The 24,794-nt window shown below is 26.0% G+C and carries 20 protein-coding genes; all 20 read left to right on the top strand.

The features are described 5' to 3' along the window. Nucleotides 1-5 precede the first annotated feature (5 nt). The 20 genes from CKV87_RS09175 (at nucleotide 6) to rfbB (ending at nucleotide 24,794) form a co-directional block, all read left to right on the top strand. Entirely contained in the window at nucleotides 6-578 is a 573-nt protein-coding gene (locus CKV87_RS09175; protein ID WP_012147789.1) for a YigZ family protein, read from the top strand. A 29-nt stretch (nucleotides 579-607) separates the two neighbouring features. Next, nucleotides 608-2,044, top strand: a complete 1,437-nt coding sequence (locus CKV87_RS09170) for a type II secretion system protein GspD (RefSeq protein ID WP_012147788.1) — start codon at nucleotides 608-610, stop codon at nucleotides 2,042-2,044. A gap of 350 nt (nucleotides 2,045-2,394) precedes the next feature. After that, a complete protein-coding gene (locus CKV87_RS11735; RefSeq protein WP_012147787.1) occupies nucleotides 2,395-2,565 on the top strand; it encodes a hypothetical protein in 171 nt (56 codons plus the stop codon). Between the two features lie 12 nt (nucleotides 2,566-2,577). Further along, the gene (locus CKV87_RS09165; RefSeq protein WP_012147786.1) at nucleotides 2,578-4,533 is read left to right on the top strand and encodes a methyl-accepting chemotaxis protein; all 1,956 of its coding nucleotides are present in this window, start codon (nucleotides 2,578-2,580) and stop codon (nucleotides 4,531-4,533) included. 423 nt (nucleotides 4,534-4,956) lie between these two features. Beyond that, on the top strand, nucleotides 4,957-5,118 hold the full coding sequence (locus tag CKV87_RS11730) for a hypothetical protein (RefSeq protein WP_155400741.1): 162 nt from the start codon (nucleotides 4,957-4,959) through the stop codon (nucleotides 5,116-5,118). 28 nt (nucleotides 5,119-5,146) lie between these two features. After that, on the top strand, nucleotides 5,147-7,531 hold the full coding sequence (locus tag CKV87_RS09160; protein ID WP_012147785.1) for a methyl-accepting chemotaxis protein: 2,385 nt from the start codon (nucleotides 5,147-5,149) through the stop codon (nucleotides 7,529-7,531). Nucleotides 7,532-7,711: 180 nt separating this feature from the next. Then, nucleotides 7,712-8,512: an SPASM domain-containing protein gene (locus tag CKV87_RS09155; protein ID WP_049751269.1), complete on the top strand. Its 801-nt coding sequence runs from the start codon at nucleotides 7,712-7,714 to the stop codon at nucleotides 8,510-8,512. 3 nt (nucleotides 8,513-8,515) lie between these two features. Next, nucleotides 8,516-9,310 carry an EI24 domain-containing protein gene (locus CKV87_RS09150; protein WP_012147783.1) on the top strand — a complete coding sequence of 265 codons (795 nt, stop codon included), beginning with the start codon at nucleotides 8,516-8,518 and terminating at the stop codon, nucleotides 9,308-9,310. 194 nt (nucleotides 9,311-9,504) lie between these two features. Then, nucleotides 9,505-13,944 (top strand): glutamate synthase large subunit, encoded by a 4,440-nt coding sequence (gene gltB / locus CKV87_RS09145; RefSeq protein WP_012147782.1) that lies wholly within the window; start codon nucleotides 9,505-9,507, stop codon nucleotides 13,942-13,944. A 5-nt stretch (nucleotides 13,945-13,949) separates the two neighbouring features. After that, nucleotides 13,950-15,326 carry a glutamate synthase subunit beta gene (locus CKV87_RS09140; protein ID WP_012147781.1) on the top strand — a complete coding sequence of 459 codons (1,377 nt, stop codon included), beginning with the start codon at nucleotides 13,950-13,952 and terminating at the stop codon, nucleotides 15,324-15,326. A gap of 2 nt (nucleotides 15,327-15,328) precedes the next feature. Then, nucleotides 15,329-16,078: an inositol monophosphatase family protein gene (locus CKV87_RS09135; protein ID WP_012147780.1), complete on the top strand. Its 750-nt coding sequence runs from the start codon at nucleotides 15,329-15,331 to the stop codon at nucleotides 16,076-16,078. 43 nt (nucleotides 16,079-16,121) lie between these two features. After that, nucleotides 16,122-16,376, top strand: a complete 255-nt coding sequence (locus CKV87_RS09130; protein ID WP_004511204.1) for a YfhL family 4Fe-4S dicluster ferredoxin — start codon at nucleotides 16,122-16,124, stop codon at nucleotides 16,374-16,376. Continuing rightward, nucleotides 16,376-17,845, top strand: a complete 1,470-nt coding sequence (locus CKV87_RS09125; protein WP_012147779.1) for a Ppx/GppA phosphatase family protein — start codon at nucleotides 16,376-16,378, stop codon at nucleotides 17,843-17,845. The genes CKV87_RS09130 and CKV87_RS09125 overlap by 1 nt, the downstream gene beginning before the upstream one ends. Beyond that, nucleotides 17,842-18,846: a lipopolysaccharide heptosyltransferase I gene (waaC, locus tag CKV87_RS09120; protein WP_012147778.1), complete on the top strand. Its 1,005-nt coding sequence runs from the start codon at nucleotides 17,842-17,844 to the stop codon at nucleotides 18,844-18,846. Before CKV87_RS09125 ends, waaC begins: the two co-directional genes overlap by 4 nt. Further along, nucleotides 18,839-19,753 (top strand): lipid A biosynthesis lauroyl acyltransferase, encoded by a 915-nt coding sequence (locus CKV87_RS09115; protein WP_012147777.1) that lies wholly within the window; start codon nucleotides 18,839-18,841, stop codon nucleotides 19,751-19,753. The genes waaC and CKV87_RS09115 overlap by 8 nt, the downstream gene beginning before the upstream one ends. Next, on the top strand, nucleotides 19,750-20,523 hold the full coding sequence (locus CKV87_RS09110) for a BUD32 family EKC/KEOPS complex subunit (RefSeq protein WP_012147776.1): 774 nt from the start codon (nucleotides 19,750-19,752) through the stop codon (nucleotides 20,521-20,523). The genes CKV87_RS09115 and CKV87_RS09110 overlap by 4 nt, the downstream gene beginning before the upstream one ends. Before the next feature lies 1 nt (nucleotide 20,524). Next, nucleotides 20,525-20,878 carry a diacylglycerol kinase gene (locus CKV87_RS09105; RefSeq protein ID WP_012147775.1) on the top strand — a complete coding sequence of 118 codons (354 nt, stop codon included), beginning with the start codon at nucleotides 20,525-20,527 and terminating at the stop codon, nucleotides 20,876-20,878. 13 nt (nucleotides 20,879-20,891) lie between these two features. Continuing rightward, nucleotides 20,892-22,895 carry an LTA synthase family protein gene (locus tag CKV87_RS09100; RefSeq protein WP_012147774.1) on the top strand — a complete coding sequence of 668 codons (2,004 nt, stop codon included), beginning with the start codon at nucleotides 20,892-20,894 and terminating at the stop codon, nucleotides 22,893-22,895. Further along, a complete protein-coding gene (gene rfbA / locus CKV87_RS09095; RefSeq protein ID WP_012147773.1) occupies nucleotides 22,895-23,776 on the top strand; it encodes a glucose-1-phosphate thymidylyltransferase RfbA in 882 nt (293 codons plus the stop codon). Before CKV87_RS09100 ends, rfbA begins: the two co-directional genes overlap by 1 nt. Further along, nucleotides 23,766-24,794 (top strand): dTDP-glucose 4,6-dehydratase, encoded by a 1,029-nt coding sequence (gene rfbB, locus CKV87_RS09090; protein WP_012147772.1) that lies wholly within the window; start codon nucleotides 23,766-23,768, stop codon nucleotides 24,792-24,794. Before rfbA ends, rfbB begins: the two co-directional genes overlap by 11 nt.

The following is a 24,794-nucleotide window of genomic DNA, read 5'->3' as shown; positions in this document are numbered from 1 at the left end:
TATATTTGAAATTTGTTCAAAAAGAGTTTAGTTACACCATTGAAGAGAAAAAATCAAAATTTATATCATATTTATTTCCTTATTCAAATTTTGATGAGGTTATGAAAAGATTAAGAGAAGAACATCCAAAAGCAGTTCATTTTGTATATGCTTATAGGTATTTAAATGAATTTGAGCAAATAGTGGAAAATAGTAGCGATGATGGAGAACCAAAAGGTACTAGTGGAAAACCAACTTTAGCTGTTTTAAGTGGTGCAGATATTGTAAATAGTGCAGTTGTTATTGTACGATATTTTGGTGGAACAAAATTAGGAACTGGTGGATTAGTTAGAGCATATTCAAATAGTGCCAATGAAGTCATAAAAATAAGTGAGTTTAAAGAGTATAAAAAATTAATAACAAAACTATTAGAAATTGATTATAATGAGCTTTCTCAATTAGAATACATATTAAATCAAGAGAATATAAAGATTGTTTCAAAAGATTTTGATATGAATGTAAAATTAGAAATTGAACTTACAAATGAAGAGTTTGAGAACTTAAAGCCTTTACTTTCGAGAAATATTAAGATAATATAAATAATTCAAGATAATATCTGGAGTTATTTATGAAAAAAATATTTATAGTTTTACTACTTTTTTTTTATGCTCTTAATCTATACTCAAATGATGAAATAAATATCAATTTTAAAGATATAAAAGTTGATGATTTAATAAAAATAACCTCAAAAATAACCAAAAGAAATATTCTAGTAACACAAATCATAAATGAAAAAGTTGATTATATTCCAACACAAAAAATTACAAAAGAGAATTTATTTGATATTTTAGAAACAATACTAAAAGAAAAAGGATATTTTTTAGTTGAAGAGAATGGTGTATTAAAAGTAAAAAAAGTAGAAATAATTAAAGAAGAAGAACAGTTTACAGAAGTTATAGGTTTAAAAAATGTTGATGGTGTAAATATTATAAAAATTTTAGATGATGTTGTAAATAAAAAATATATTAATAAAACAATAAAACCTTTTGTTTCTTTGGATTTAGAATCAAACTCTTTGGTAGTTATGGCATCAAAAGATGAATTAAAACAGATAAAAGACTTAATACAAGAACTTGATAAAGAGAAAGCTCAAGTTTATGTTCAGGCTAAAATTATAGAAGTAAATAATGAACTTGTTAATAAAATAGGAATTTCTTATGGAATTATAAATGCAAGTGCAAGAAGTGATGGAATAAATGCAATTTCTTCAAATTTAAATGGTGGCTCAAATGCTATAAAAGAAGCAGTTGATACTTTGGGAATAAGAATGAGTGATGTAAATATTAAATCAGGACTTGCTTTGGGCGCTAGTTTAAACTTACTTCAACAAAATGGTGCTTTAGATATAGTTTCTGAACCATCAATTTTGGCAATAGATAATAAAGAGAGTTCTATATATGTAGGAGAAAAAATTTCAGTTGAAATTTCTAGTACTTTAACTGACGGTGGATTACAAAGAACAAATTATGAAAGAGAAGATATCGGACTAACTCTTAAAGTGAAACCAAGAATTTCAAGTGATACAAAGTTGACTTTAGAAATTAATACTTTATTAGAAGGTATAAAATCAACTTCTGTTTCAGCTGGACAAAATCCTGATACATTAAAAAAAGAGATAAAAACAGCAGCTATTTTAAATAATGGTGAAAGTGTAATAATAGGAGGACTAATAGAAAATAAAAATGAAACTATAGAACAAAAAGTTCCAGTTTTAGGCGATATTCCACTTTTTGGAGAATTATTTAAAAATGATTCAAAAATGAATAAAAAAAATAATTTAGTCATAATTGTAACACCATATATGATTCCTAAATCAAAAGACATTACATATATAAGAGAACAATTAAGTGAACTAAAAAAACTTGAAGATAAATATTTGCAAGACTCTTTATCTATTATAAAAGATAATAGTAAAAAAGGCAAAGAAAATATTTTCGTTGAAAATAATGAAAATGATAATAAAAGTGAGCATGAGAAAAGAGTAAAGGAAATTTTAGGGTATTAAATAGAATTATTATTTATTCTAAAACCCTAAATAACTATCAAAAATCAATTATTTCTAAAATATAACTATTTCAAATAAATATAAATTATAAAAATTTATATTTATTCTTCTAAAAAAGCAAAAAATAATTCTGGCAAATTAATAGAAAAATAAGATAAGATAAGATACTAAATTATTTAAGGAATATCGATTATTACTGTATTGTTTCTATGTTTTTACCAATAATAAAAATGAAAAAAATATATTGGCTAATTAATAGAAAGATAAGATAAGATAAGATAATAACTTATTGAAATAATAAAAATAATTTTATTACTTTGTAGGCATTTTATATTATTTGAGGAAATAAAATGAATAAAATTTACGACTTACTAATTAAAAGTATAAAACATATTGAAACTGAATCTAACAAATATAAAAAAAAAGAAGAAGATATTTCCTCAAAAAGACTCTTAAAAGATATTCTATTTGATTTGCATGAAATAAGAAGAGCCATCGAAAATTCAAAAAAACACAAATAAAAAGGACGCCGAATGTTAAAGAATATGAATATGAGAAAAAAATTGTTTTTATTTCCTATACTATTTATCTTAATAGTAATAGGTTCTGGTTTAGTGTATAAACACTTTAGTAATATTGCTCATCAAAGAAACAATGCAGCTATTTCAACTGAAGAATTTATTCAGCAAAATTTAAAAGGAAGAATTTCTGTTTATCAATTTTTAAGAAATTTAACAGAAGAGAGCAGTCAAAAAGTTCAAAATGACTTTAAAAAATTGATGGAAGATGTTTTTGCTGCAAAATCAACTTTTTCTTTAAAAGAAAATAGAGATTTGTGTGATGATATTTTGAATTATTCAAAAGAGTATTTGAAAGAATTTGATGCTTTGGCAAAAGAGAATATTAGTAATTTTAAAAATGGAATTACTACTGAGTCAGAAGATATGAAAAACAGAATATCAAAAATGAGTAATATTGGTTTAGAAATAGAACACAAAATTCAAGAAATAAATAAAAATGCAATAATGCTAAGAGAAGATGCTTATAAATCATTGGATATTGATTTAGTGATTTTAGCAATTGTAGCAACTTCAATATTTATTTTAATCTCAATAGTTATTTCAAATAATATAGTAAATTCATTGGAGAATTTTAAAGATGGACTATTTAGCTTTTTTGCATACTTAAATAGAGAATCTTCAACTGTAGAGTTAATAAATTTAGACACAAAAGATGAATTTGGACAAATGTCAAAAATAGTAAATGAAAATATCATAAAAACACAAAAGGGAATAGAAGAAGATAGAAAACTAATAGATGAAACAATATCAGTTTTAGGAGAGTTTGAACAAGGTGACTTATGCCAAAGGTTAAACCTAAATGTATCTAATCCAGCATTAACTCAACTAAAAAATGTATTAAATAAGATGGCAGATAATTTAGAGAATAATATAGAAAATGTATTAAATATTTTAGAACAATATAGTAATTATAACTATCTAAATAAAATATCAACTAAAAATCTAAAAGAACATCTTTTAAAACTAGCAAGTGGTGTAAATAATTTAGGTGATTCAATAACACAAATGTTAGTAGAGAATAAAACAAATGGATTAACTTTGGATAAAAGCTCAAATATGCTTTTGGTAAATGTTGATAAATTAAACCTAAGTTCAAATGAAGCAGCAGCATCTTTAGAAGAAACGGCGGCAGCTTTAGAAGAGATAACAAGTAATATAAGAAATAATACAGAAAGTATTGCTCAAATGTCTAAATTATCATCTAATGTTACAACTTCTGCAAATCAAGGTGAAAAGTTAGCAAATGAAACAACAGTTGCTATGGATGAGATAAATAATCAAGTAAGATTAATAAATGAAGCAATAGGTGTTATTGATAATATAGCATTTCAAACAAATATCTTGAGTTTAAATGCAGCTGTTGAAGCTGCAACAGCTGGAGAAGCTGGAAAAGGATTTGCCGTTGTTGCACAAGAAGTGCGAAATCTAGCAAGTAGAAGTGCAGAAGCAGCAAGAGAGATAAAAACAATAGTAGAAAATGCAACAATTAAAGCAAATGAAGGTAAAGAGATAGCTTCTAATATGATAGAAGGATATAAACACCTAAATCAAAACATCTCTCAAACAATAAATTTAATTTCAGATATACAAAATGCTTCAAAAGAGCAGCTTTTAGGAATTGAGCAAATAAATGATGCGGTAAATCAGTTAGATCAACAAACACAACAAAATGCAATGGTAGCAAGTCAAACGCATGACATAGCAATAGTAACAGATGAAATATCAAAACTAATTGTAAGTGATGCAGATGAAAAAGAGTTTCTAGGAAAAGAGAAAGTAAAAGCTAAAGAAATAGAAAAAAAAGCTACAAAAAGTGTAAAGCAACCAGAAACAAAAACTGAAAAAACTGCTAAAAATGCACCTATTAAATCTAAAGAATCAGCTAATGATGATTGGGAAAGCTTTTAAGCTTTCCTTTTGATATAAAAAATAATTTTTTTCAATAAATAAATATCTTAATATCTTTAATCAAAATATAATATTAATTATCATAAATATTCGTATTAACAACTCTTTCATAAACTTTTTTGAGATAATTTTACTGATTTAAAATTCTAAAAAATAATTTAACTATATAATTATGATAATTTATATTATATTTATTTAGTACCTAAATATAGGAAAATATAAACCAAATAATTAAAATTATCTTTCGAATAGTTTTATTTAGTAATAAAAAATAATCTTAAAATAAAAACATATAAATTCAAATAATATAAAGAAATAAAAATCATTTTATGTACAAATAAAAAACATGTGGCTAATTAATAGAAAGATAAGATAAGATAAGATAATGAATTATTAAAGGAAAATAATTTTTTAGGAGTAAAAATGAAAGTATTACTACTCGAAATGATTGAAAAAGTAGAAAGTGAACTGGAGTTTAGTGTAAAAAATAACGAAGATTTACAAAAAAAAAGATTTCTAAAAGATATATTGTTTGGACTGCATGAACTTAGAAGGAGTATTGAAAGTCTAATAAAAAATATTTAATTATAAAAATCAAAAAAAAGGGGATAAAATGAAAAATTTAAACTTTGGAACAAAACTTTTACTTATTTTAGTTTCAATTACGGTACTTTCTTTAAGTATAATGTCTTATATCATATCATCAAATGCTTTTAGTGCTTTAGAAAAAGAGTCACAAAAGTACGTTAATGAAGTGTCAAAAAGTAGTACTTTAGAGTTAAGTAGTATATTAGATAAAGCATTTACAGTTACTAATGATATAGCAAATAAATATAAAATAGCTTTAGAATATGATGAAAAATTATCTGAAGAAGGAACTATAAACTATTTTAAATCCTTATTAAGTCAGAATTTTTTTATAAAAGGAGCATTTTTTACTTTTGAAAATGGTGAACTTTTGTATAAAAAATATGATGGAACAATCAATAAAGAATTTTATACTCAAAAAAATGGTTATTTTCAACCTTATGTATCAAGAAAAGATGAAAATACTTTTAACATCAATATATTAGATGAATGGAATGTAAATAATTCTTGGGTAAAAATAGCTCTTGACAAAAAAGACATAGCAATAACAAAACCTTATATATATGAAGATGTTTTGATGATTACAATTTCTAAACCTATCTTTTATAAAGAAAAAATAGTTGGAGTTGTTGGAATAGATATTTCTTTAGACTTTTTGATAAAACAGATGAAACAAATAAAAATATTTGAAACAGGATATGCTACATTAATTGATAGTTATGGAGTAATTATTAGTCATCCAGAGATTAAAAATATAAATAAAAACATAAAAGATGTAACAAGTAATGAAAGTATTTTAGACGCAATAGAAAAAGGTAAAAAAGGAGAAGTATTTTCATATTTTTCTAAAAATTTACGAACAAATAGTGATTCTTATAATTTTGTTTATCCTGTACAATTTGGTGATACAAAATATTATTGGAGTTTCGTGGTTTCAGCTCCCCAAGATGAATATCTAAAAGAAGCCTATTTTATTAGAAATTTCTCTTTTATTTCTGGATTATGTAGTTTATTAGTTATGATTGCTACGATACTATTTAATGTAAAAATATTAAATAAAAATTTATTAGTTATAAGAGATGGAATTTTATCTTTTTTCTCATATCTAAACCGAGAGTCTTCAAAAGCAGAATTAATAAACCTAGATTCAAAAGATGAATTTGGACAAATGGCAAAAGTGGTAAATGAGAATATAGTAAAAACACAAAAAGGAATAGAAGAAGATAGAAAACTAATAGATGAAACAATAGCAGTATTAGGAGAATTTGAACAAGGTGACCTTTGCCAAAGATTAAACCTAAGTGTTTCAAACCCAGCATTGATGCAGTTAAAAGAAGTTCTGAATAATATGGCTTCTAATTTAGAAAATAATATAGATAATGTTCTAAAAGTATTAGAACAATACTCAAATTATAATTATTTAAATAAAATAGACCAAAAAGGTTTAAAAGAACACCTTTTAAAACTAGCAAGTGGTGTAAATAACCTAGGTGATTCAATAACACAAATGTTAATCGATAATAAAACAAATGGATTGACTTTAGGTAAAAGTTCAAGTGAACTACTTCTAAATGTAGATAAATTAAACCTAAGCTCAAATGAAGCAGCAGCATCTTTAGAAGAAACAGCAGCAGCCTTAGAAGAGATAACTTCAAATGTAAGAAATAATACTCAAAATATAGCACAAATGGCAAAATTGTCAAGTGAAGTAACAAAATTGGCAAATGATGGAGAAAACTTTGCAAATCAAACAACAGTTGCAATGGATGAAATAAATAATCAAGTAAACTTAGTAAATGAAGCAATAAGTATAATAGATAATATAGCATTCCAAACAAATATCCTTTCTTTAAACGCAGCAGTTGAAGCAGCAACAGCAGGTGAAGCAGGAAAAGGATTTGCAGTTGTTGCACAAGAAGTGCGAAACCTAGCATCAAGAAGCGCAGAAGCTGCACAAGATATAAAAACAATAGTTGAAAACGCAACAATAAAAGCAAATCAAGGTAAAAGTATTGCAACAAATATGATAGGAGGATATAAAGAGTTAAATCATAGTATATCTCAAACAATAAACTTAATAAATGATATACAAAACGCAAGTAAAGAACAACTGTCAGGAATAGAACAAATAAATGATGCAGTAACACAATTAGATAGACAAACACAACAAAATGCAAGTATCGCAACACAAACACAAGATATAGCAATAGTAGCAGATGAGATAGCAAAATTAGTAGTAAGTGATGTTGATGCAAAAGAGTTTGTAGGGAAAGATAAAGTAAAAGGTAAAGATATTAATAAAAATAAAGAGTTGAATAATAATCAAAAAGAGAAATCGTTAGATTCACCATTTATAAATAAAAAGAGTTCAAAAAGATCAGAGCAATCTGATGAATGGGAGAACTTCTAGGAAGAAAGAAGAGATAACCTCTTTCTTCTTCTATCTTTTTAAATACAAATTATATTTTCAATAAATCTTCGATACAATCTTATAAAAAATGAAGGATAAGTTATAAAAAGATTTAGAAAAGTACATATAGAAATTACAAATATTTGTAACTTAAAATGTACATTTTGTCCTCCTAAAATATTGCCAAATAAAACTATGACTTTAGATAAGTTTGATAAACTAAATTTGCAATTAAAAGAGTTTACAACTGAACTTGCATATCACATAGTTGGAGATCCTTTAGTTTTATCAAATTTAGATGAATATTTAAATATTAGTTCAAAACATAATTTAAAAGTAAATATAACAACAACAGCAAATAACATAAATAAAAAGCATTATGAAACTTTGTTAAATCCAACAATTAAGCAGATAAATTTTTCGATTAATTCATACAATGCAAATTCTCATAAAAAATCTTTAGATGAATATTTAGAACCAATTATAGAGTTTGTAAAATTTGCTCAAAAGCAAAAGCATGAATATTTTATAAACTTTAGAATTTGGAATTTAGATGAAAAAAATAGTGCAAAAGAGTTTAATTTAAAAGTGTTTAATAAAATGAATGAAGCTTTTGATACAAATATTGATATTGAAGATGTTTATAAAAATAGACCTAAAAATATAAGAATAGATAGAAAAATATTTTTCAATTTTGATGAATATTTTAATTGGCCAAATTTAGAAAATAAAGAAGTTTCAAAAACTGGATTTTGTTATGGTTTGGATTCACATTTTGGGGTTTTATCAAATGGAGATGTTGTACCTTGTTGTTTGGATAAAGATGCAATCATAAATTTAGGAAATATTGAAGATAATAGTTTGAAAAATATTTTGACTTCAAAAAGAGTAAAAGATATACAAAATGGTTTTAAGAAAGATATTTTGGTAGAAGAATTATGTCAAAAATGCGAATATAGAACTAGATTTAATAAAGGTTAGAAGATGAATGAAGTAGAAGTTATTTTTAAGAGTATAAAAGATTTTTTTTCAAGCCCAATGTTAAAAATTGCAATTGTGCCTTTAATTGTAACAATGATTATTTTGTATGCACTTTTTTTTATGGCAGCTGATTTTGGTTTTAGTGCCTTAAAAGAGGTTGCAGTTGCTTCACAAAATGGACAAGAAGTTGTTATTGATGAAAATGCACCTTTTTATTTTGTTTGGTTAACTTATGCAATAGTATTTTTGTTCAAATATTCATTTGTATCTTGGATAGCTGGCTTTTTATTTTATACAGTTGGAACGATTTTGATTTTACAAATTTCAGTTATTTTAACTTTAATTGTAATTGGTTTTTTAACACCAATGATTTTGCAAAATTTACATCAAAAATATTATTCTCATTTACAACTTGATAGTTATGGAACATTGAGTTTATCGTTATGGGTTTTATTTAAAAATCTATTTATAATGTTTCTTTTGTTTATACTTTTAATTCCAGTTTATTTTGTTCCAGTTTTAAATGTTATAGCTTTTGCTTTACCACTTTACTATTTTTTTCATAAACTTTTGAATTTTGATGTAAGTTCTACAATTTTAAATAAAACTCAATATAAAATTATTTATGAAAAAGAGGCTAATAAGTTTAGATTAAGAACACTTTTTTTATATTTTATTTCTATGATTCCTTTTGCTACGCTATTTAGTGCAGTATTTTTTGTGATATATTTAGGACACTCTTATTTTATAGAACTTGAAAAAATGAATAAAAATTCAGTAAATAAAATAGAAGCATAAATAGTAAATTTGTTTATAAATAATGTAAGCTGTATATATTTTATACAGTATGTATGAAATCAATCCATTTTTTTTTTGTATAATATCGATACTGTAAAGGTTTGATAGGGAAAAGTTTAACATATTTTAAACTTTTTTATAGTATATTTTTCGGCTTTACTAGGGAATAGACGAGATTAAAATAAAGGAAAATGATGGGAAGCAATTTAGACTTACTAACTTCTTTTAAAGATAACTGTGGGTTTGGTTTAGTTGCTGATTTAAAAAGTAGACCAAGTCATAAAAATTTAGAAGATGCAATAACTTCACTTGAAAGAATGATGCACAGAGGTGCAGTTGCAGCTGATGGTAAAACAGGAGATGGTTCTGGATTATTATTATCTATGCCAGACTCTTTTATGAGAAAAATAGCAACACAAAAAGGTGTTGATTTACCAGAAATTTACGCTGTTGCAATGATATTTACTCAAGATTTTGAAGAAGATATAAACACATTTAAAGACTTCTGTGAAATAAATGATTTAAAACCAGTTTTAATAAGAGAAGTACCAGTTGATAAAGATGCTTTAGGACAACAAGCATTGGAAAGTTTACCTCAAATTGTTCAAGTATTTGTAGTTCCAAATACTTTAATGTCATCAAAAAGATTTGATGCAATGTTATATTTAACAAGAAAAGAGTGTGAACATAAATTAATTAATAAAAAAGATTTCTATATCCCTACATTTTCATCTAAGGTAATAGCCTACAAAGGGCTAATTATGCCTACACATATTAAACATTTTTATATAGATTTAAGAGATGAAGATTTTAAAATTTCTTTTGCATTATTTCATCAAAGATTTTCAACAAATACTTTACCTTTATGGAGATTAGCTCAACCATTTAGAGCAATAGCACACAATGGTGAGATAAATTCAGTTGAAGCAAATAGATTCAATGTTGAAGTGAAATCAGAACAATTAAAATCAGAAATTTTTTCAGAAAGTGAAATGAAAAGATTGCTTCCTATTTTACAAAATATAGGTTCAGATTCTACATCTTTAGATAATATGTTTGAATTTTTATTGGCAAATGGAGTAGATTTCTTCAAAGCAGCACGTTCTTTAATTCCTGCTCCTTGGCAAAATGCACCATATATGGATCCAAATTTGAGAGCTTTTTATGAATATACATCAACAACAATGGAAGCTTGGGATGGACCAGCAGCTGTAAGTTTAACTGATGGAAGACATATTGGCTGTTTAATTGACAGAAATGGTTTAAGACCTTCAAAATATATAATTACAAAAGATGATAAATTATACATTACTTCTGAGTATGGAACACTAGAAATAGAAGATGATAATGTTCTAGAAAGAGGAAGATTACAATCAGGACAAATGATTGCACTTGACCTTAAACATGGAAAAATTTTAAAAGAAAATGATATAAATGATTATTTAAAATCATCTCAACACTATTCAAAATGGTTAAATGATGATATGGATTATATTCAAGAGTATATTGAAGATACATTTTTAAATTTAAAAGATTATAAATTAGAAAATATAGAGAAAAAACAAAAATATTTTAATATTACTTATGAAGTGTTAGATCAAGTAATAGAACCTATGGCAAAAGATGGGAAAGAACCAGTTGGTTCAATGGGTGATGATACACCATTAGCATGTTTTTCTCAAGTAAATAGAAATTTTACAGACTTTTTTAGACAAAAGTTTGCTCAAGTTACAAATCCACCAATTGACCCTTATAGAGAAAAAGTGGTTATGTCACTTGAAACTGGATTTGGAAAAGTTCATAATGTTTTAGCAGAAAAACCAGAATTTGCAAGAAGATTAAAAGTTTCTAGTCCTATTTTAATGAAAGAAAAATATGATGTTTTATACTCTTTTGGAGATGAAAAATCACCAAGATATGATGAATATTATAAAAATAAAGTTTTTCATACAACATTTAAATCTGATCTGAAAAAATCTTTAGAAAAATTAGCTTCTAACATAATAAAAGCAGTTAAAGAAAATGATATTTCAGTTGTAATTTTAGATGATAGAACAATAAACGAAAATGAAAAAGTAATTCCTTGTGCAATGGCAGTTGGTTATGTAAACCAAAAATTATTAAAAGAGGAAATCAGACATCAAGTATCTATAGTTGCAGTAACAGCAGAAGTTTATGACCCGCATATGGCGGCTGTTTTAATAGCTTTTGGTTGTACAGCAATTTATCCATATATGATGTATGCTTCAACAGTTTCGTTTTTCCAAAAACAAAAACCAACAAAATATGAGATGCAAAAATATCTTAAAAATACTCAAAAATCAGTAAATGCAGGTTTACTAAAAATTATGTCAAAAATGGGTATTTGTACAGTAGCATCTTATAGAAATTCTGGACTTTTTGATATTGTTGGATTAAGTGATGAAATTATTAATGATTGTTTTACAGGTGCTCATAGTGAATTAGCTGGACTAACTTATGATGATATTGAACAAAGAATTGATAAATCTCATTTTAATGCATTTAAAGAAGAAAATTCAATATTCCCATTAGATTTAGGAGGATTTTATAAATACTCAAATGGTGGTGAATATCACGATTATGGACCAGCAACAACAAAAGCTATGCATAATAAAATAGCTACAAAAAAAGAAGATATTACTGATTTTGAAGGATTAAGAGAATTAGTAAAAAATAGAGATAAAAAATTTATTAGAGATTTTTTAGAATTTAATTCAGATAGAAAACCAATAGATATTAGTGAAGTTGAATCAAAAGAAGACATTTTCAAAAGATTTGCAACTGCTGCTATGAGTTTAGGTTCTATTTCTCCTGAAGCTCACGAAGCTATGGCAACTGCTATGAATACAATTGGTGGTATGAGTAACTCTGGTGAAGGTGGAGAAGATGCTGCAAGATTTGGAACAATTAAAAATTCTAAAATCAAACAAGTTGCTTCAGGAAGATTTGGTGTAACACCTGCATATTTAAGAAGTGCAGAAGAGTTACAAATCAAAGTTGCTCAAGGTGCAAAACCAGGTGAAGGTGGACAGTTACCAGGACATAAAGTAACAGGACTTATTGCAACACTTAGACATACAGTTCCAGGTGTTACATTGATTTCTCCTCCACCACACCATGATATTTATTCTATTGAAGATTTAGCGCAATTAATTTTTGACTTAAAACAGATAAATCCATTAGCAAAAATTACAGTTAAACTTGTTTCTTCTATTGGAGTTGGAACAATAGCTGCTGGTGTTGCAAAAGCTTATGCAGATAAAATTATTATCTCTGGTGGAGATGGAGGAACAGGAGCTGCTCCTTTAACTTCAATCAAACATGCAGGAAATCCTTGGGAAATGGGACTTAGTGAAGCTCATAATGCTTTGAAAGCAAACCATTTAAGAGAGTTTGTTCATGTTCAAACAGATGGTGGATTAAAAACTGGACTTGATGTTGTAAAAGCTGCGATGTTAGGAGCTGAATCTTATGCATTTGGAACAGCTTCTTTAACTTTACTTGGATGTAAAATTTTAAGAATTTGCCATACAAATAAGTGTTCAGTTGGAGTTGCAACTCAAGATGAAAATTTAAGAGATTTCTTTACTGGAACAGTTGAAAGATTGATTTCTTACTTTACATTTATTGCTGAAGATGTAAGAGCAATTCTTGCAAGTTTAGGATATAAATCAATTGAAGAAGTAGTTGGAAGAAGTGATTTATTAAAAGTAATTGATGATGAATTTGCACAAAAATTTGACTTCCAAAATATTTTAAGAAGAATTGATGGAATTGATACTTGTCAAAAAGATACAAATGCACCATTTGATAATAATAAATTCGAAAAAGAGTTATTAAAAAAAGTTCATAGAACTATTGAAAATCCAAGTTCTCCTGTAAAAGTTAGCTCAGAAATTTCTAACTTAAACAGATCTTTTGGAGCTTTAATATCTGGTGAAATTGCAAGATATTATGGAGATAAAGGACTTCCTGAAAACTCTATTACTCTTAATTTAAAAGGAGTTGCTGGACAATCATTTGGAGCATTTTTATCAAAAGGTATGAATTTATATCTTGATGGTGTAGCAAATGATTATGTTGGAAAAGGTATGAATGGTGGAAAAATCATAATAAACCCTGCTCAACAAGGTCCAAATTTTGCAGGTGCTGGAAATACTTGTTTATATGGTGCAACTGGTGGAAAACTTTATGTAAAAGCAGCAGTTGGTGAAAGATTTGCTGTTAGAAATTCAGGAGCTATTGCAGTTGTTGAAGGAACAGGAGATAATCCTTGTGAATATATGACTGGTGGAATAGCTGTAATTTTAGGAAATACTGGTATTAACTTTGGTGCAGGTATGACTGGTGGTTTAGCATTTGTTTATGACCCAGAAAAACATTTTATAGATAATATGAATCAAGAGTTAATTGAATCAGTAAGAATTGATACAGATGATACAGAAAGAGAAAGATTATATTTAAAAAGATTATTGTTAGATTATTTACATGAAACACAAAGTGAAATAGCTGAACGTATCTTACAAAACTTTAGAGCAGAAATTAGAAACTTCTGGATGGTAAAACCAAAAAATATGACAGTATTACCACTTGATCCAGATAAGGGAGATTAATAAAAATGTTAAATTTTACAAAATTTGAAAGAGTGAATCCTGAAAAAAGAGATGTACTTCAAAGATTAAAAGATTATAAAGAAGTTTATCAAGTATTTACAAAACATAGAGCAATAGAGCAAGCAGATAGATGTATGCAATGTGGAGATCCATATTGTCATACAGGATGTCCTTTAGGAAATTATATTCCAGCTTGGTTAAAACAAACAGCAACAAAAAATCCAGAACTTGCTTTTGCTTTATCAAATCAAACATCTCCTTTCCCTGAGATTTTAGGAAGAATTTGTCCCCAAGATGTATTATGCGAGGGAGCATGTTCTTTAAATACTGGACATGGTGCTATTTCTATTGGAGCAATTGAAACTTATATTAGTGAAAATGCTTTTGAAAAAGGTATAAAACCTGAGTTTAAAGCAGAAAAAAATGGTAAAAAAGTTGCAATTATTGGTTCTGGACCTTCTGGAATTTCAGCAGCAACTTTTTTATTAAGAAAAGGTTTTGAAGTTGAAATGTTCGAAAGAGCAAATAGAGCTGGAGGACTACTTATGTATGGAATCCCAGGATTTAAACTAAATAAAGAAACAGTAACAAGAAGAATAAATTGGTTAATAGAAGCTGGAATGAAACTTCATTTAAACTGTGAAATTGGAAAAGATAAAAAAGTTTCAGATTTAGAAGAAGAGTTTGATGCAATTTATTTAGGAATTGGGGCAACTTCTAGTAATAAAGTTAATATTGAAGGTGAAAGTGCTTCAAATGTACATTTCGCAATAGATTTTTTAACAGGTATTCAAAAAAGAAATCTTGGTGATAAAAATGTTGAATGCATAAATGTTGAAGACAAAAGAGTTGTTGTAATTGGTGGTGGAGATACTGCTATGGATTGTGTTAGAACTTCTGTTAGAGAAGGTGCTCAAACTGTAAAATGTCTTTACAGAAGAGATGAAGTAAATATGCCAGGAAGTAAAAAAGAAGTTGTAAATGCAAAAGAAGAGGGTGTTGAATTTGTATTTAATGTAAGCCCAAAATCTATAAAAGTAAAAGATAACAGTGCTTTTGCAGTTGAATTACTTGAAACTTCTATGAGTGAACCTGATGGTAGTGGAAGACAAAAAGTAGTTGTAAATCAAGGAAGTGAGTATTTAGAAGAAGCTGATGTTGTAATCTTAGCATTAGGTTTTTCTCCAGAAGTTCCAACTTTCTTAAAAGAACTAAATGTTGAAACAAACTCTTGGGGTGCTGTTGTTGTAAATAGTGAATTTAAAACTTCAAATAAAAAAGTTTATGCTGGCGGAGATTGCCAAAGAGGCGCTCATTTAGCAGTAACTGCAGCGGCTGATGGAAGAGAAGCTGCAAAAGCTATAATAAAAGATTTATTGTAAAAATGGAAATTACAGCCAATTATAAAAAGTCTTTTATAAAGGCTGTAATTTTAGCAAACAAAGAAATTTGTACATACATAGATGAAAAAATAACTTTAAATGACTATGAATATACAAATATTAATGGTTTTGGTGGAGACAACTCTTTAAAAATTGATTTAATCTTTGAAGAAATTTTTATAAAACATCTTTTAGAATTTGGAAATATATACTCAGAAGAGTGTGGTTTTATAGATAATAGCAAAAAAACTACGATAATAATTGATCCCCTTGATGGAAGCAATAATTTCTACTCACAAATACCTTATTATGGAACATCTGTTGCCTTAAAAATTGATGAAAAAATCGTTGCTGGATTTGTGACAAATTTAATTACAAAAACTATTATATATAAAGCTTTCGAAGATGATGTTAAATATTATTCTTTGATAAATATGAAAGAGTTTACACCACTAAAAACAAATAAGAGCAAAATAGCAATTTTTGAAAGAGCTTATAAATATCCAAAAATTTGTGAAAAACTATATCAAAATAATATTAAGTTTAGAACTTTAGGTGCAGTCGCTTTATCTTTGAGTAATACAAGAGATTACGAATTTGTATTATTTGCAGGAAATATCAGAGAATTTGATGTTGAAGCAGCTTTATATATTTGCTCAAATCTATATATTTATAGAACAAAAGATTACTTGTTTATAACAAAATATAAAGAAAAATATGATTTATTTAAAGAAATAATTAATCATTTTTAGGTTATAACTCCAACAATATATATTAAAAATAGGAAGAAATTGTATGTCTTTAATGATTACTGATGAATGTATTGCATGTGATGCATGTAGAGAAGAGTGCCCAAATTATGCTATTGAAGAGGGTGACCCAATTTATATGATTGATCCTGATCGCTGTACAGAGTGTGTGGGACATTATGAAGAACCACAATGTGTTGAAGTTTGTCCTGTTGACTGTATTATTATTGATCCAGATAATGAAGAGACTATGGAAGAATTAAAATTCAAATATGAACAATTAATAGAAGAAGAAAATTAATGTCTAAAGTAACAACAATCATTGACATTGGCTCAAATTCAATGAGGATGGTTGTCTTACAAAAGAGTAGTAGATTTGCATTTAGTTTAATAAATGAAACTAAAAGTAGGGTTAAGATTTCTGAAGGTTGTTATGAAAATGATGGCAATCTTCAGGAAATTCCTATGCAAAGAGCCTATGAATCTTTAAAATCTTTTTTAAATATATCTAATGCTTTAAAATCAAGAAAAATTATTTGTGTTGCAACATCAGCTTTAAGAGATGCTCCAAATTCAAAAGCTTTTATAAATAAAGTTAGGAATGATTTGGGATTAAATATAAAAGTAATAGATGGTGAAAAAGAAGCGTACTTTGGTGGAGTTGCTGCTTCTAATTTATTACATGATGATACTTTTGTAACAGTTGATATTGGTGGTGGTTCAACAGAATTTTGTTTTGTAAAAAATGGAAAGATAGAAAAATCAATATCATTAAATATTGGAACTGTTAGAATAAAAGAGTTATATTTTAATAAAAACAATATTGAAGGTGCAAAAAAATATATTTTAGATAATTTAGAAAAGATTTTTAAATTAGATGTTGAAATTCCTAAAAAAGTTGTTGGTATTGGTGGAAGTATTAGAGCTTTATCAAAACTTATTATGGCTAAAAATCAATATCCATTAGATATCCTACATGGATATACTTATGAAGTAAAAAATGAAATTGCTTTATTAAATAGAATTTCAAAAGCAAAAAATTGTGAAGATTTAAAATCATTTGGAATAAAAAAAGATAGATTTGATACAATAAAAGAAGGTTCATTTATTTTTAAAACGATTTTAGAAGAGTTAAAAACTCAAACGGTTGTAACTTCAGGAGTAGGTGTTAGAGAAGGTGTTTATCTAACAGATTTACTTAGAAATTCTAATCATAAATTTCCACATAATTTTAATGTAAGTGTAAAAAGTCTTCTTGATAGGTTTCAAATCGATGAAAAACAAAGTGCATACTTTGGAAATAATGCTAAAAAAATATTTGATAGTTTAAAACCTTTTCATAAGTTAGATAATAAATATAAAGAACTTTTGGTAGTTGCTTCTAAATTGAACTCTATTGGGTCAGTTTTAAATTTTTATAAATCAAATGATAATGCTTTTGATTTTATTTTAAATGGTTTAAATTATGATTTTTTACATACTTCAAGAGTAATTGTTGCTTATACAATCAAATTTTCAAAAAAATCTTTACCTTCGCAAGAAGATATTTTAAAACACAAAGATCTTCTACCTTCACTTGAAGTAGTACAGTGGATGTCTTTTATGATTTCTTTGAATATTGCAATAAATCAAGATTTTTCAAGACCTAAAGTAGAATATGTTTTAGAAAACAAAACTTTAAAAATAAATTTACCAAATAAATCATTTTTAATTGAATCAAATATTGATAAAATAGAAACACCGCAAGATTTAATTTTAGAGATTTTATGATGAAACGAATAGCTATAATTAAGCTATCGGCAATGGGTGATATAATCCATGCCATGGTAGCTTTACAATATATAAAAAGAAAATATCCAAATTTACAAATTGATTGGTTTGTTGAAACTGCTTTTGCTGGAGTTTTAGAAAATAATCCAGATATAAATCAAATTATTAAATTAGATTTAAAAAGTATAAAAAAAGATAAAAAAGAGATAATAAATCAAATAAAACTTATAAAAAAATATGAAAAAAACTCTTATGATTTAGTAATTGATGCACAAGGGCTTATAAAATCTGCAATAGTTTCATTTTTTTTAGGAAAGAATAGAGTAGGATTTAGTAAAAATTCAACTAGAGAAAAATTAGCTTCATTTTTTTATACAAAAAGAGTTGATATTGCTTATGATAAGAATGCAATAGAAAGAAATGTAAAAGTTCTAAGTCAAGCTTTGAATTTTGAGATTACAAAAGATGATATTCTAAATAAGAAACCATTTTTATTTTATAAAAATGAAAATGAAGTTATATATGAGTATTTAAGTAAAGATAAAAAAAATGTACTATTTGTAATAGGTGCAAGCTGGCCAAGTAAAATGTACTCTAAAGAAAAGTTTGCTAAAATAATTAATAATTTAGATGAAAATTGTTTGATTACTTGGGGAAATGAAGCTGAAAAAGATATAGCTAATTTTGTAGCAAATATTTCTAAAGCAAAAGTTTTACCAAAGTTAGATTTAAATAGTTTAAAAGCAATTATGAGTAAAGTTGATTTAGTAATAGGAAATGACACTGGACCCACGCATATGGCTTGGGCTTTAAATATTCCTTCAATTACTCTTTTTGGAAATACTCCAGGATACAGAAATACTTATATAACAAATACAAATAAAATAATTGAATCAAAAAGTATTGTTAATCCTTTTAAACTTGATAGAAACGATTTCTCAATCAAAGAAATAGATGAAAATGAAATTATAAATACGGCAAAAGGGCTTTTATATGTATAGAAAAATAAAAGATTATTTTAGACTTTTTTTATATAAAACTTTTATATTTTTATTTCTTATAACTCCTAGATTTTTAATGAAAAAATTTTTAGAGCTTTTGGCATTTTTAGCATATAAATTTAATAAAAAACATAAAAGCATTGCAAAAGCAAATCTTGATTTAGTTTATAAAAATACAATTAGCGAAGAAAGAAAAGAAGAAATAATTTATAATTCTTATAAGTCTTTGGTTTTTAATATGTATGAATTTATTGAAAACCAAAAACTTACAAAAGATGAAATACTAGGAAAAGCAAATATAATAAATGGTGAAATTATAGAAAAAGCTCTAAAAGAGAATAGAAAAATTATTTATATCTCTGCTCATTATGGAGGTTGGGAATTAACTGTTCCATATATTGCTCTGAAATTTGGGAAAGTTGCTATTGTAAATAGAAAAATGGATAATCCTCATATTCAAAAGCTTTATGAAGAAGCTAGAACTAAAAATAATGTTACCATGCTTGAGAAACAAAGTGCTGCAAAAGGAATGATAAAAGCTTTCAAAGAAAATAAAACAGTTTGTGTTGTAATAGACCAATACTTAAGAAGTGGAGTAGATATAAATTTTCTTGATCAAAAGACAAGAGCTACAGATTCTACTTCAAGATTAGCTTTGAAATTTGATGCAATCATTATTCCTATTTTTACTCTTTGTAATGGTTTTCGAAGTTGGACTATTGAAGTTAAAGAACCAATTGACGTTAAAACAATTGAATTTAAGAGTGATAATGAAATTGAGGAATTAACTCAAATACAAAATGATGTTTTAACTAAACAAATATTCGAAAAGCCAGATTTTTGGTTATGGCAACATAAAAGATTTAAAAAATATCATAATGAGATGTATAAAAAGGAAAAGAATTGAATTTAGAAGAGTTTATAAAAAAAGAAGCACTTCTAAATAAAAGTGATATTTTTAGTTTTGATTTTGAAGGTAAGAAGTACTGGATAAAAAAAGCAAGAGCTACAAAAACAAACAAAATTCAAAAATTCTTTTATAAAATATTTTCTTTTGAGTTATTAATTCCCTCTTTAGAAAAAACTCCAAAAGATGCTTTAGCATTTGAAACTACAAAAATAGAAAAATTTAAAAAGTTAGGAATAAATGTTCCAAATATCATTTATAAGAGTGAAGATTTTTTTGTTTTAGAAGATTGTGGACGAAGTGTGAATAGATATTTTAAAAACAGAAATTTAAAAGAAGATGAATTTTTTATTTTTGTAGATAAATTATTAGTAGAATTAGCAAAAATTCATAATTCTGAAGAGTTTCATGGAGGAGCGCAAATACGAAATTTTATATACAAAGATGAAAAAGTTTTTGCTATAGATTTTGAAGAGAGTTTTGAGCCAAATACCACTTTAGAAACTTTACAATTTAGAGATTTTTTACTTTTTCTTCTTTCTTTTACAAAATTAAAAAAATTAAGTTTTGAAGTAAATTATAATTATATAATTGATAAATATATTGAACTTACAAATAATAAAAATATAATATACAAATTAAAGAATATTGGAAAAAGATTAAAATTTTTTATATATCTTTCTCAGAATTCTTTTCTAAAAAAGTTTTTAGGTAGTGATGTTATAAACTTTTTTAAACTTCTTAAAATTTTAAATTCTTTGGAAAAATAAAATGAATAATAAACCAAAATATCATATATTTAAAAATACTAAATATGCAGTTGAAGGCCTATTTCATGCTTTAAGAACTGAAAGTTCATTTAGATTGGAACTTTTATGCGCAATATTTATTGTTGCTGGAATTTTTTATATTGATACAAGTATAACAAATAAATTAATATTATTAGTTACAGGAATTTTAGTCTTAATTATTGAATTAGTAAATTCAGCAATTGAAAATGTAGTTGATCTTGTTACAAAAGAGATTCATCCGCTTGCAAAAAATGCAAAAGATATAGGTTCTACAGCCGTTATGTTTTCTATTCTCTTACATTGTAGCTGTTGGATAGTAATTATTTTATTTTAAAAGAAGGGTTTATATGAATTTAATATCTTTATCTCAGACATTAAATCTATTGAAAAAATTATTTTTTATTCATGTTATATTTTTGTGTTTTATGTCAATTTTTAGATTGGTTTTTTTCTTATATTATTCAGAATTAGATAGTTTTAATCCTTTTTTCTTTGATATTATCAAAGCATTCTTTTTAGGATTTAGAGTTGATTTAACTGTTATTGGATTTATTCAAGTTATTCCAACTTTAGCCTTAATTCCTCTTTATTATTTAAAAAAAGAGACTTTTTTCAAGTTCTTTAATAGTTTTCTAATCTATTATATTTTTATTTGTTATTCGATTGTAACAATTTTGCTTTGTGCTGATTTTGGATTTTATTCTTATTTTAAAGACCATATAAATGTTTTATTTTTTGGTTTATTTGAAGATGATACAGTTGCATTATTGCAGACTTTTTGGGAAAATTATAATGTATTTTCTATTTTGGGAATATTTTTTATATATTTAATAATATTGTTTTTTCTAATTAAAAATATTTTTTCAAAAAAAAGCAAAGAAATTTCATCTTTTTTTGGTTTAAAAAATCCTTGGCTGATTTTTTTGATACTTGTTATATTTAATTTTTTAATCATAAGAGGAACTTTAGGAATGTATCCTTTAGGAAAAATGATTCCTAATGTTTCAACAAATGAATATATAAATAAAATAAGTCAAAACGGAGTTAGAGCATTTATAACTGCGTATGGAATTAGAAAGGATTATAAAGCTAAAAAAGTTGATTATATAAAAGAAACTGGTTTTGAAAATAAAATAGAAGAAGCTTTTGAAATTCATAAAAAGAATCAAAATATTGATAAAACAAATCTTTTAAATAATATTACATATAACACTAAAAAAGTTGATAATGAAGATTACAATGTTGTTGTTATTATGGTAGAAAGCTTTGGAATGCCGATATTAAAATATCAAAATGAAGAGTTTAATATTTTAGGGGAACTTAAAAAACATTTTGATGAAGATATCTTATTTACAAATATTATAAGTGAAGGTGATGGTACAATTTCTAGTTTAGAATCATTATTATTAAATATTCCATATAGACCAAATAGTTTTCCATTTTCTCAGTCAGAGTATGCACAAACTAATTTCACTTTTTCACCTGCTTTTTTATATAAAGATAGTGGATATGAAACAACATTTATTTATGGTGGAGATTTAACATGGAGAGATTTAGGAAATTTTGTTAAATTTCAAGGATATAAAAATGTTGAAGGAAAACAAGATATATTTAATTCTTTAGAAATTACAAAATCAAAAGATGAATATTTCCATCCTTGGGGAATTTTTGATGAATATTTATATAAACATATTTTAGAAAAACTTGAAAATAGTAAACAAAAAGAGTTTATAGTAGCTCTTAGCACAAATAATCATCCCCCTTATAATGTACCAAATGATTATATTTCAAAAAGTTTGATCTATAGTGAAAATTTAAAAAATCATATTACTGGTGATTTTAATTTAGCTCAACAACGTTTTAAATCTTATGCATATGCTTTGGATAGTCTAGGGAAATTTTTAGATGAGTTTAAACAAAGTAGATTTAAAGATAATACGATTATTGTGATTACAGCAGACAATAATACAGTTGAAGGGATTATGAAATATGATGATAATCCAACTTTTACTTCAAAAAACATTCCAATATATTTTTACTTACCAAAAAAATTAAAAGATAAAATGAAAACTGTAGATACAACTGTTGCTGGTAGTCAAAAAGATATTTTTCCTACTTTATATAATTTAACTTTAGACAGTAAAAACTACATATCAATAGGTAGCAATTTATTTGATATAATGCTACCACATTATGGATTTAATGGTTCAATGATTGTAAATAATAATTCAAATGCTAAAAAGTTAGATAAATTAAATCAAAAAACAGATGATGAAATGTTAAATTATTATAAAGCAACTTTAGCTATAACACAATATTTAATAGACAATTCAAGTAGAAAGGATAAATAGTGAAAGGGATAATATTAGCAGGAGGAAGTGGAACAAGATTATATCCAGTAACAAGAAGTATAAGTAAACAATTACTTCCAATATATGATAAACCAATGATTTATTATCCTCTTTCTGTTCTAATGTTAGCTGGAATTAAAGAAATTCTTATTATCTCAACACCTGAAGATTTACCAAGATTTGAAGAACTCTTAGGAAATGGGAGTGATTGGGGAATACAATTAGAATATAAGATTCAACCAAGTCCTGATGGTTTAGCACAAGCCTTTATTTTAGGAGAAGAGTTTATTGGAAATGATAGTGTTTGTTTAATACTTGGTGATAATATTTTTTTTGGACATGGTTTTTCAGATACTTTAAAAGAAGCTTCTAAATTAGAAAATGGAGCATTGATTTTTGGTTATGGAGTGAAAGATCCTCAAAGATTTGGTGTAGTTGAATTTGATAAAAATTATAATGCTATAAGTATAGAAGAAAAACCAGCTAATCCAAAATCAAACTTTGCAGTAACAGGACTGTATTTTTATGATAATGATGTAGTAAGAATAGCTAAGAATGTAAAGCCAAGCCAACGAGGTGAACTTGAAATAACTTCGGTAAATCAAGAATATCTTAAAAAAGGGAAACTTAAAGTTGAACTTCTTGGTCGAGGTTTTGCATGGTTAGATACTGGTACTCATGATAGTTTAATTGATGCTGGGCAATTTGTACAAACAATAGAACATAGACAAGGATATAAAATTGCTTGTTTAGAAGAAATAGCTTATAGAAATGGTTGGATAACAAAAGAAAAAATTTTAGAAATTGCAAAACCATTATCTAAAAATGGTTATGGAGAATATTTATATAGTCTTGTAGGAGAGATAAATAGTGTTCAATAACTCAAAAATAATATTAGTAACAGGATGTGCAGGATTTATTGGTTCAAATTTTGTTCCATATTTTTTAGAAAAATATCCTAACTATAATCTTGTAAATTTAGACCTTTTAACTTATGCAGGAAATTTAGAAAATCTAAAAGAGTGTGAAAATAATCCAAGATATAAATTTATAAAAGGTGATATCTGTAATAGAGAATTAGTTGAATTTATTTTTAGTGAATATGATATAAAAGGTGTAATTCATTTTGCAGCAGAATCTCATGTGGATAACTCTATTAAAAATCCGGGAGTATTTGTACAAACAAATGTAAATGGAACATACACTTTGGTTGATGTAGCAAAAAAATATTGGATGGAAAAACCATTTACTTATAAAGAAGAATATAAAGATTGTAGATTTCATCATATTTCAACAGATGAAGTATATGGAACGCTTAGTCTTGACCCAAATGATTTGTTTACTGAAAAAACTTCTTATGCTCCAAATTCTCCATATAGCGCTAGTAAAGCATCATCAGATATGATAGTTCGAGCATATGTAGAAACATTTGGACTAAATGCAGTTATCACAAACTGTTCAAATAACTATGGACCAAAACAACATGATGAAAAACTAATTCCTACAATTATCAGAAATGCTCTTTTAGGAAATCCAATACCAATATATGGAGATGGTAAAAATATAAGAGATTGGTTATATGTATTAGATCATTGTAAAGGAATAGACCTTGTTTATCATAAAGGTAAAAAAGGTGAGACATATAATATTGGTGGAAGAAATGAAAGAACAAATCTGCAAATAGTAAATAGAATTTGTACTATTTTAGACCAAGAAGTTCCAAAAGAGAGTTCATATAAAGAGTTAATCACATTTGTAGAAGATAGAGCAGGGCATGATAGAAGATATGCAATAGATGCAACAAAGCTTGAAAATGAACTTGGATGGAAAGCAGATGAGAACTTTGATACAGGAATAGTGAAAACTATTAATTGGTACTTAAATAAATATGGAAAATAA

It is taken from the genome of Aliarcobacter butzleri (assembly GCF_900187115.1).
In the GTDB taxonomy this organism is placed as follows: domain Bacteria; phylum Campylobacterota; class Campylobacteria; order Campylobacterales; family Arcobacteraceae; genus Aliarcobacter; species Aliarcobacter butzleri.
Note: the sequence above shows the minus strand (reverse complement) of the source record. Positions and strands in the feature narration are given on the sequence as shown.

Coding starts and splice junctions, on each gene's coding strand:
- CKV87_RS09170 (WP_012147788.1), top strand. CDS start 608: ATGAAAAAAATATTTATAGTTTTACTACTTTTTTTTTATGCTCTTAAT.
- CKV87_RS11735 (WP_012147787.1), top strand. CDS start 2,395: ATGAATAAAATTTACGACTTACTAATTAAAAGTATAAAACATATTGAA.
- CKV87_RS09165 (WP_012147786.1), top strand. CDS start 2,578: ATGTTAAAGAATATGAATATGAGAAAAAAATTGTTTTTATTTCCTATA.
- CKV87_RS11730 (WP_155400741.1), top strand. CDS start 4,957: ATGAAAGTATTACTACTCGAAATGATTGAAAAAGTAGAAAGTGAACTG.
- CKV87_RS09160 (WP_012147785.1), top strand. CDS start 5,147: ATGAAAAATTTAAACTTTGGAACAAAACTTTTACTTATTTTAGTTTCA.
- CKV87_RS09150 (WP_012147783.1), top strand. CDS start 8,516: ATGAATGAAGTAGAAGTTATTTTTAAGAGTATAAAAGATTTTTTTTCA.
- gltB (WP_012147782.1), top strand. CDS start 9,505: ATGGGAAGCAATTTAGACTTACTAACTTCTTTTAAAGATAACTGTGGG.
- CKV87_RS09140 (WP_012147781.1), top strand. CDS start 13,950: ATGTTAAATTTTACAAAATTTGAAAGAGTGAATCCTGAAAAAAGAGAT.
- CKV87_RS09135 (WP_012147780.1), top strand. CDS start 15,329: ATGGAAATTACAGCCAATTATAAAAAGTCTTTTATAAAGGCTGTAATT.
- CKV87_RS09130 (WP_004511204.1), top strand. CDS start 16,122: ATGTCTTTAATGATTACTGATGAATGTATTGCATGTGATGCATGTAGA.
- CKV87_RS09125 (WP_012147779.1), top strand. CDS start 16,376: ATGTCTAAAGTAACAACAATCATTGACATTGGCTCAAATTCAATGAGG.
- waaC (WP_012147778.1), top strand. CDS start 17,842: ATGATGAAACGAATAGCTATAATTAAGCTATCGGCAATGGGTGATATA.
- CKV87_RS09115 (WP_012147777.1), top strand. CDS start 18,839: ATGTATAGAAAAATAAAAGATTATTTTAGACTTTTTTTATATAAAACT.
- CKV87_RS09105 (WP_012147775.1), top strand. CDS start 20,525: ATGAATAATAAACCAAAATATCATATATTTAAAAATACTAAATATGCA.
- CKV87_RS09100 (WP_012147774.1), top strand. CDS start 20,892: ATGAATTTAATATCTTTATCTCAGACATTAAATCTATTGAAAAAATTA.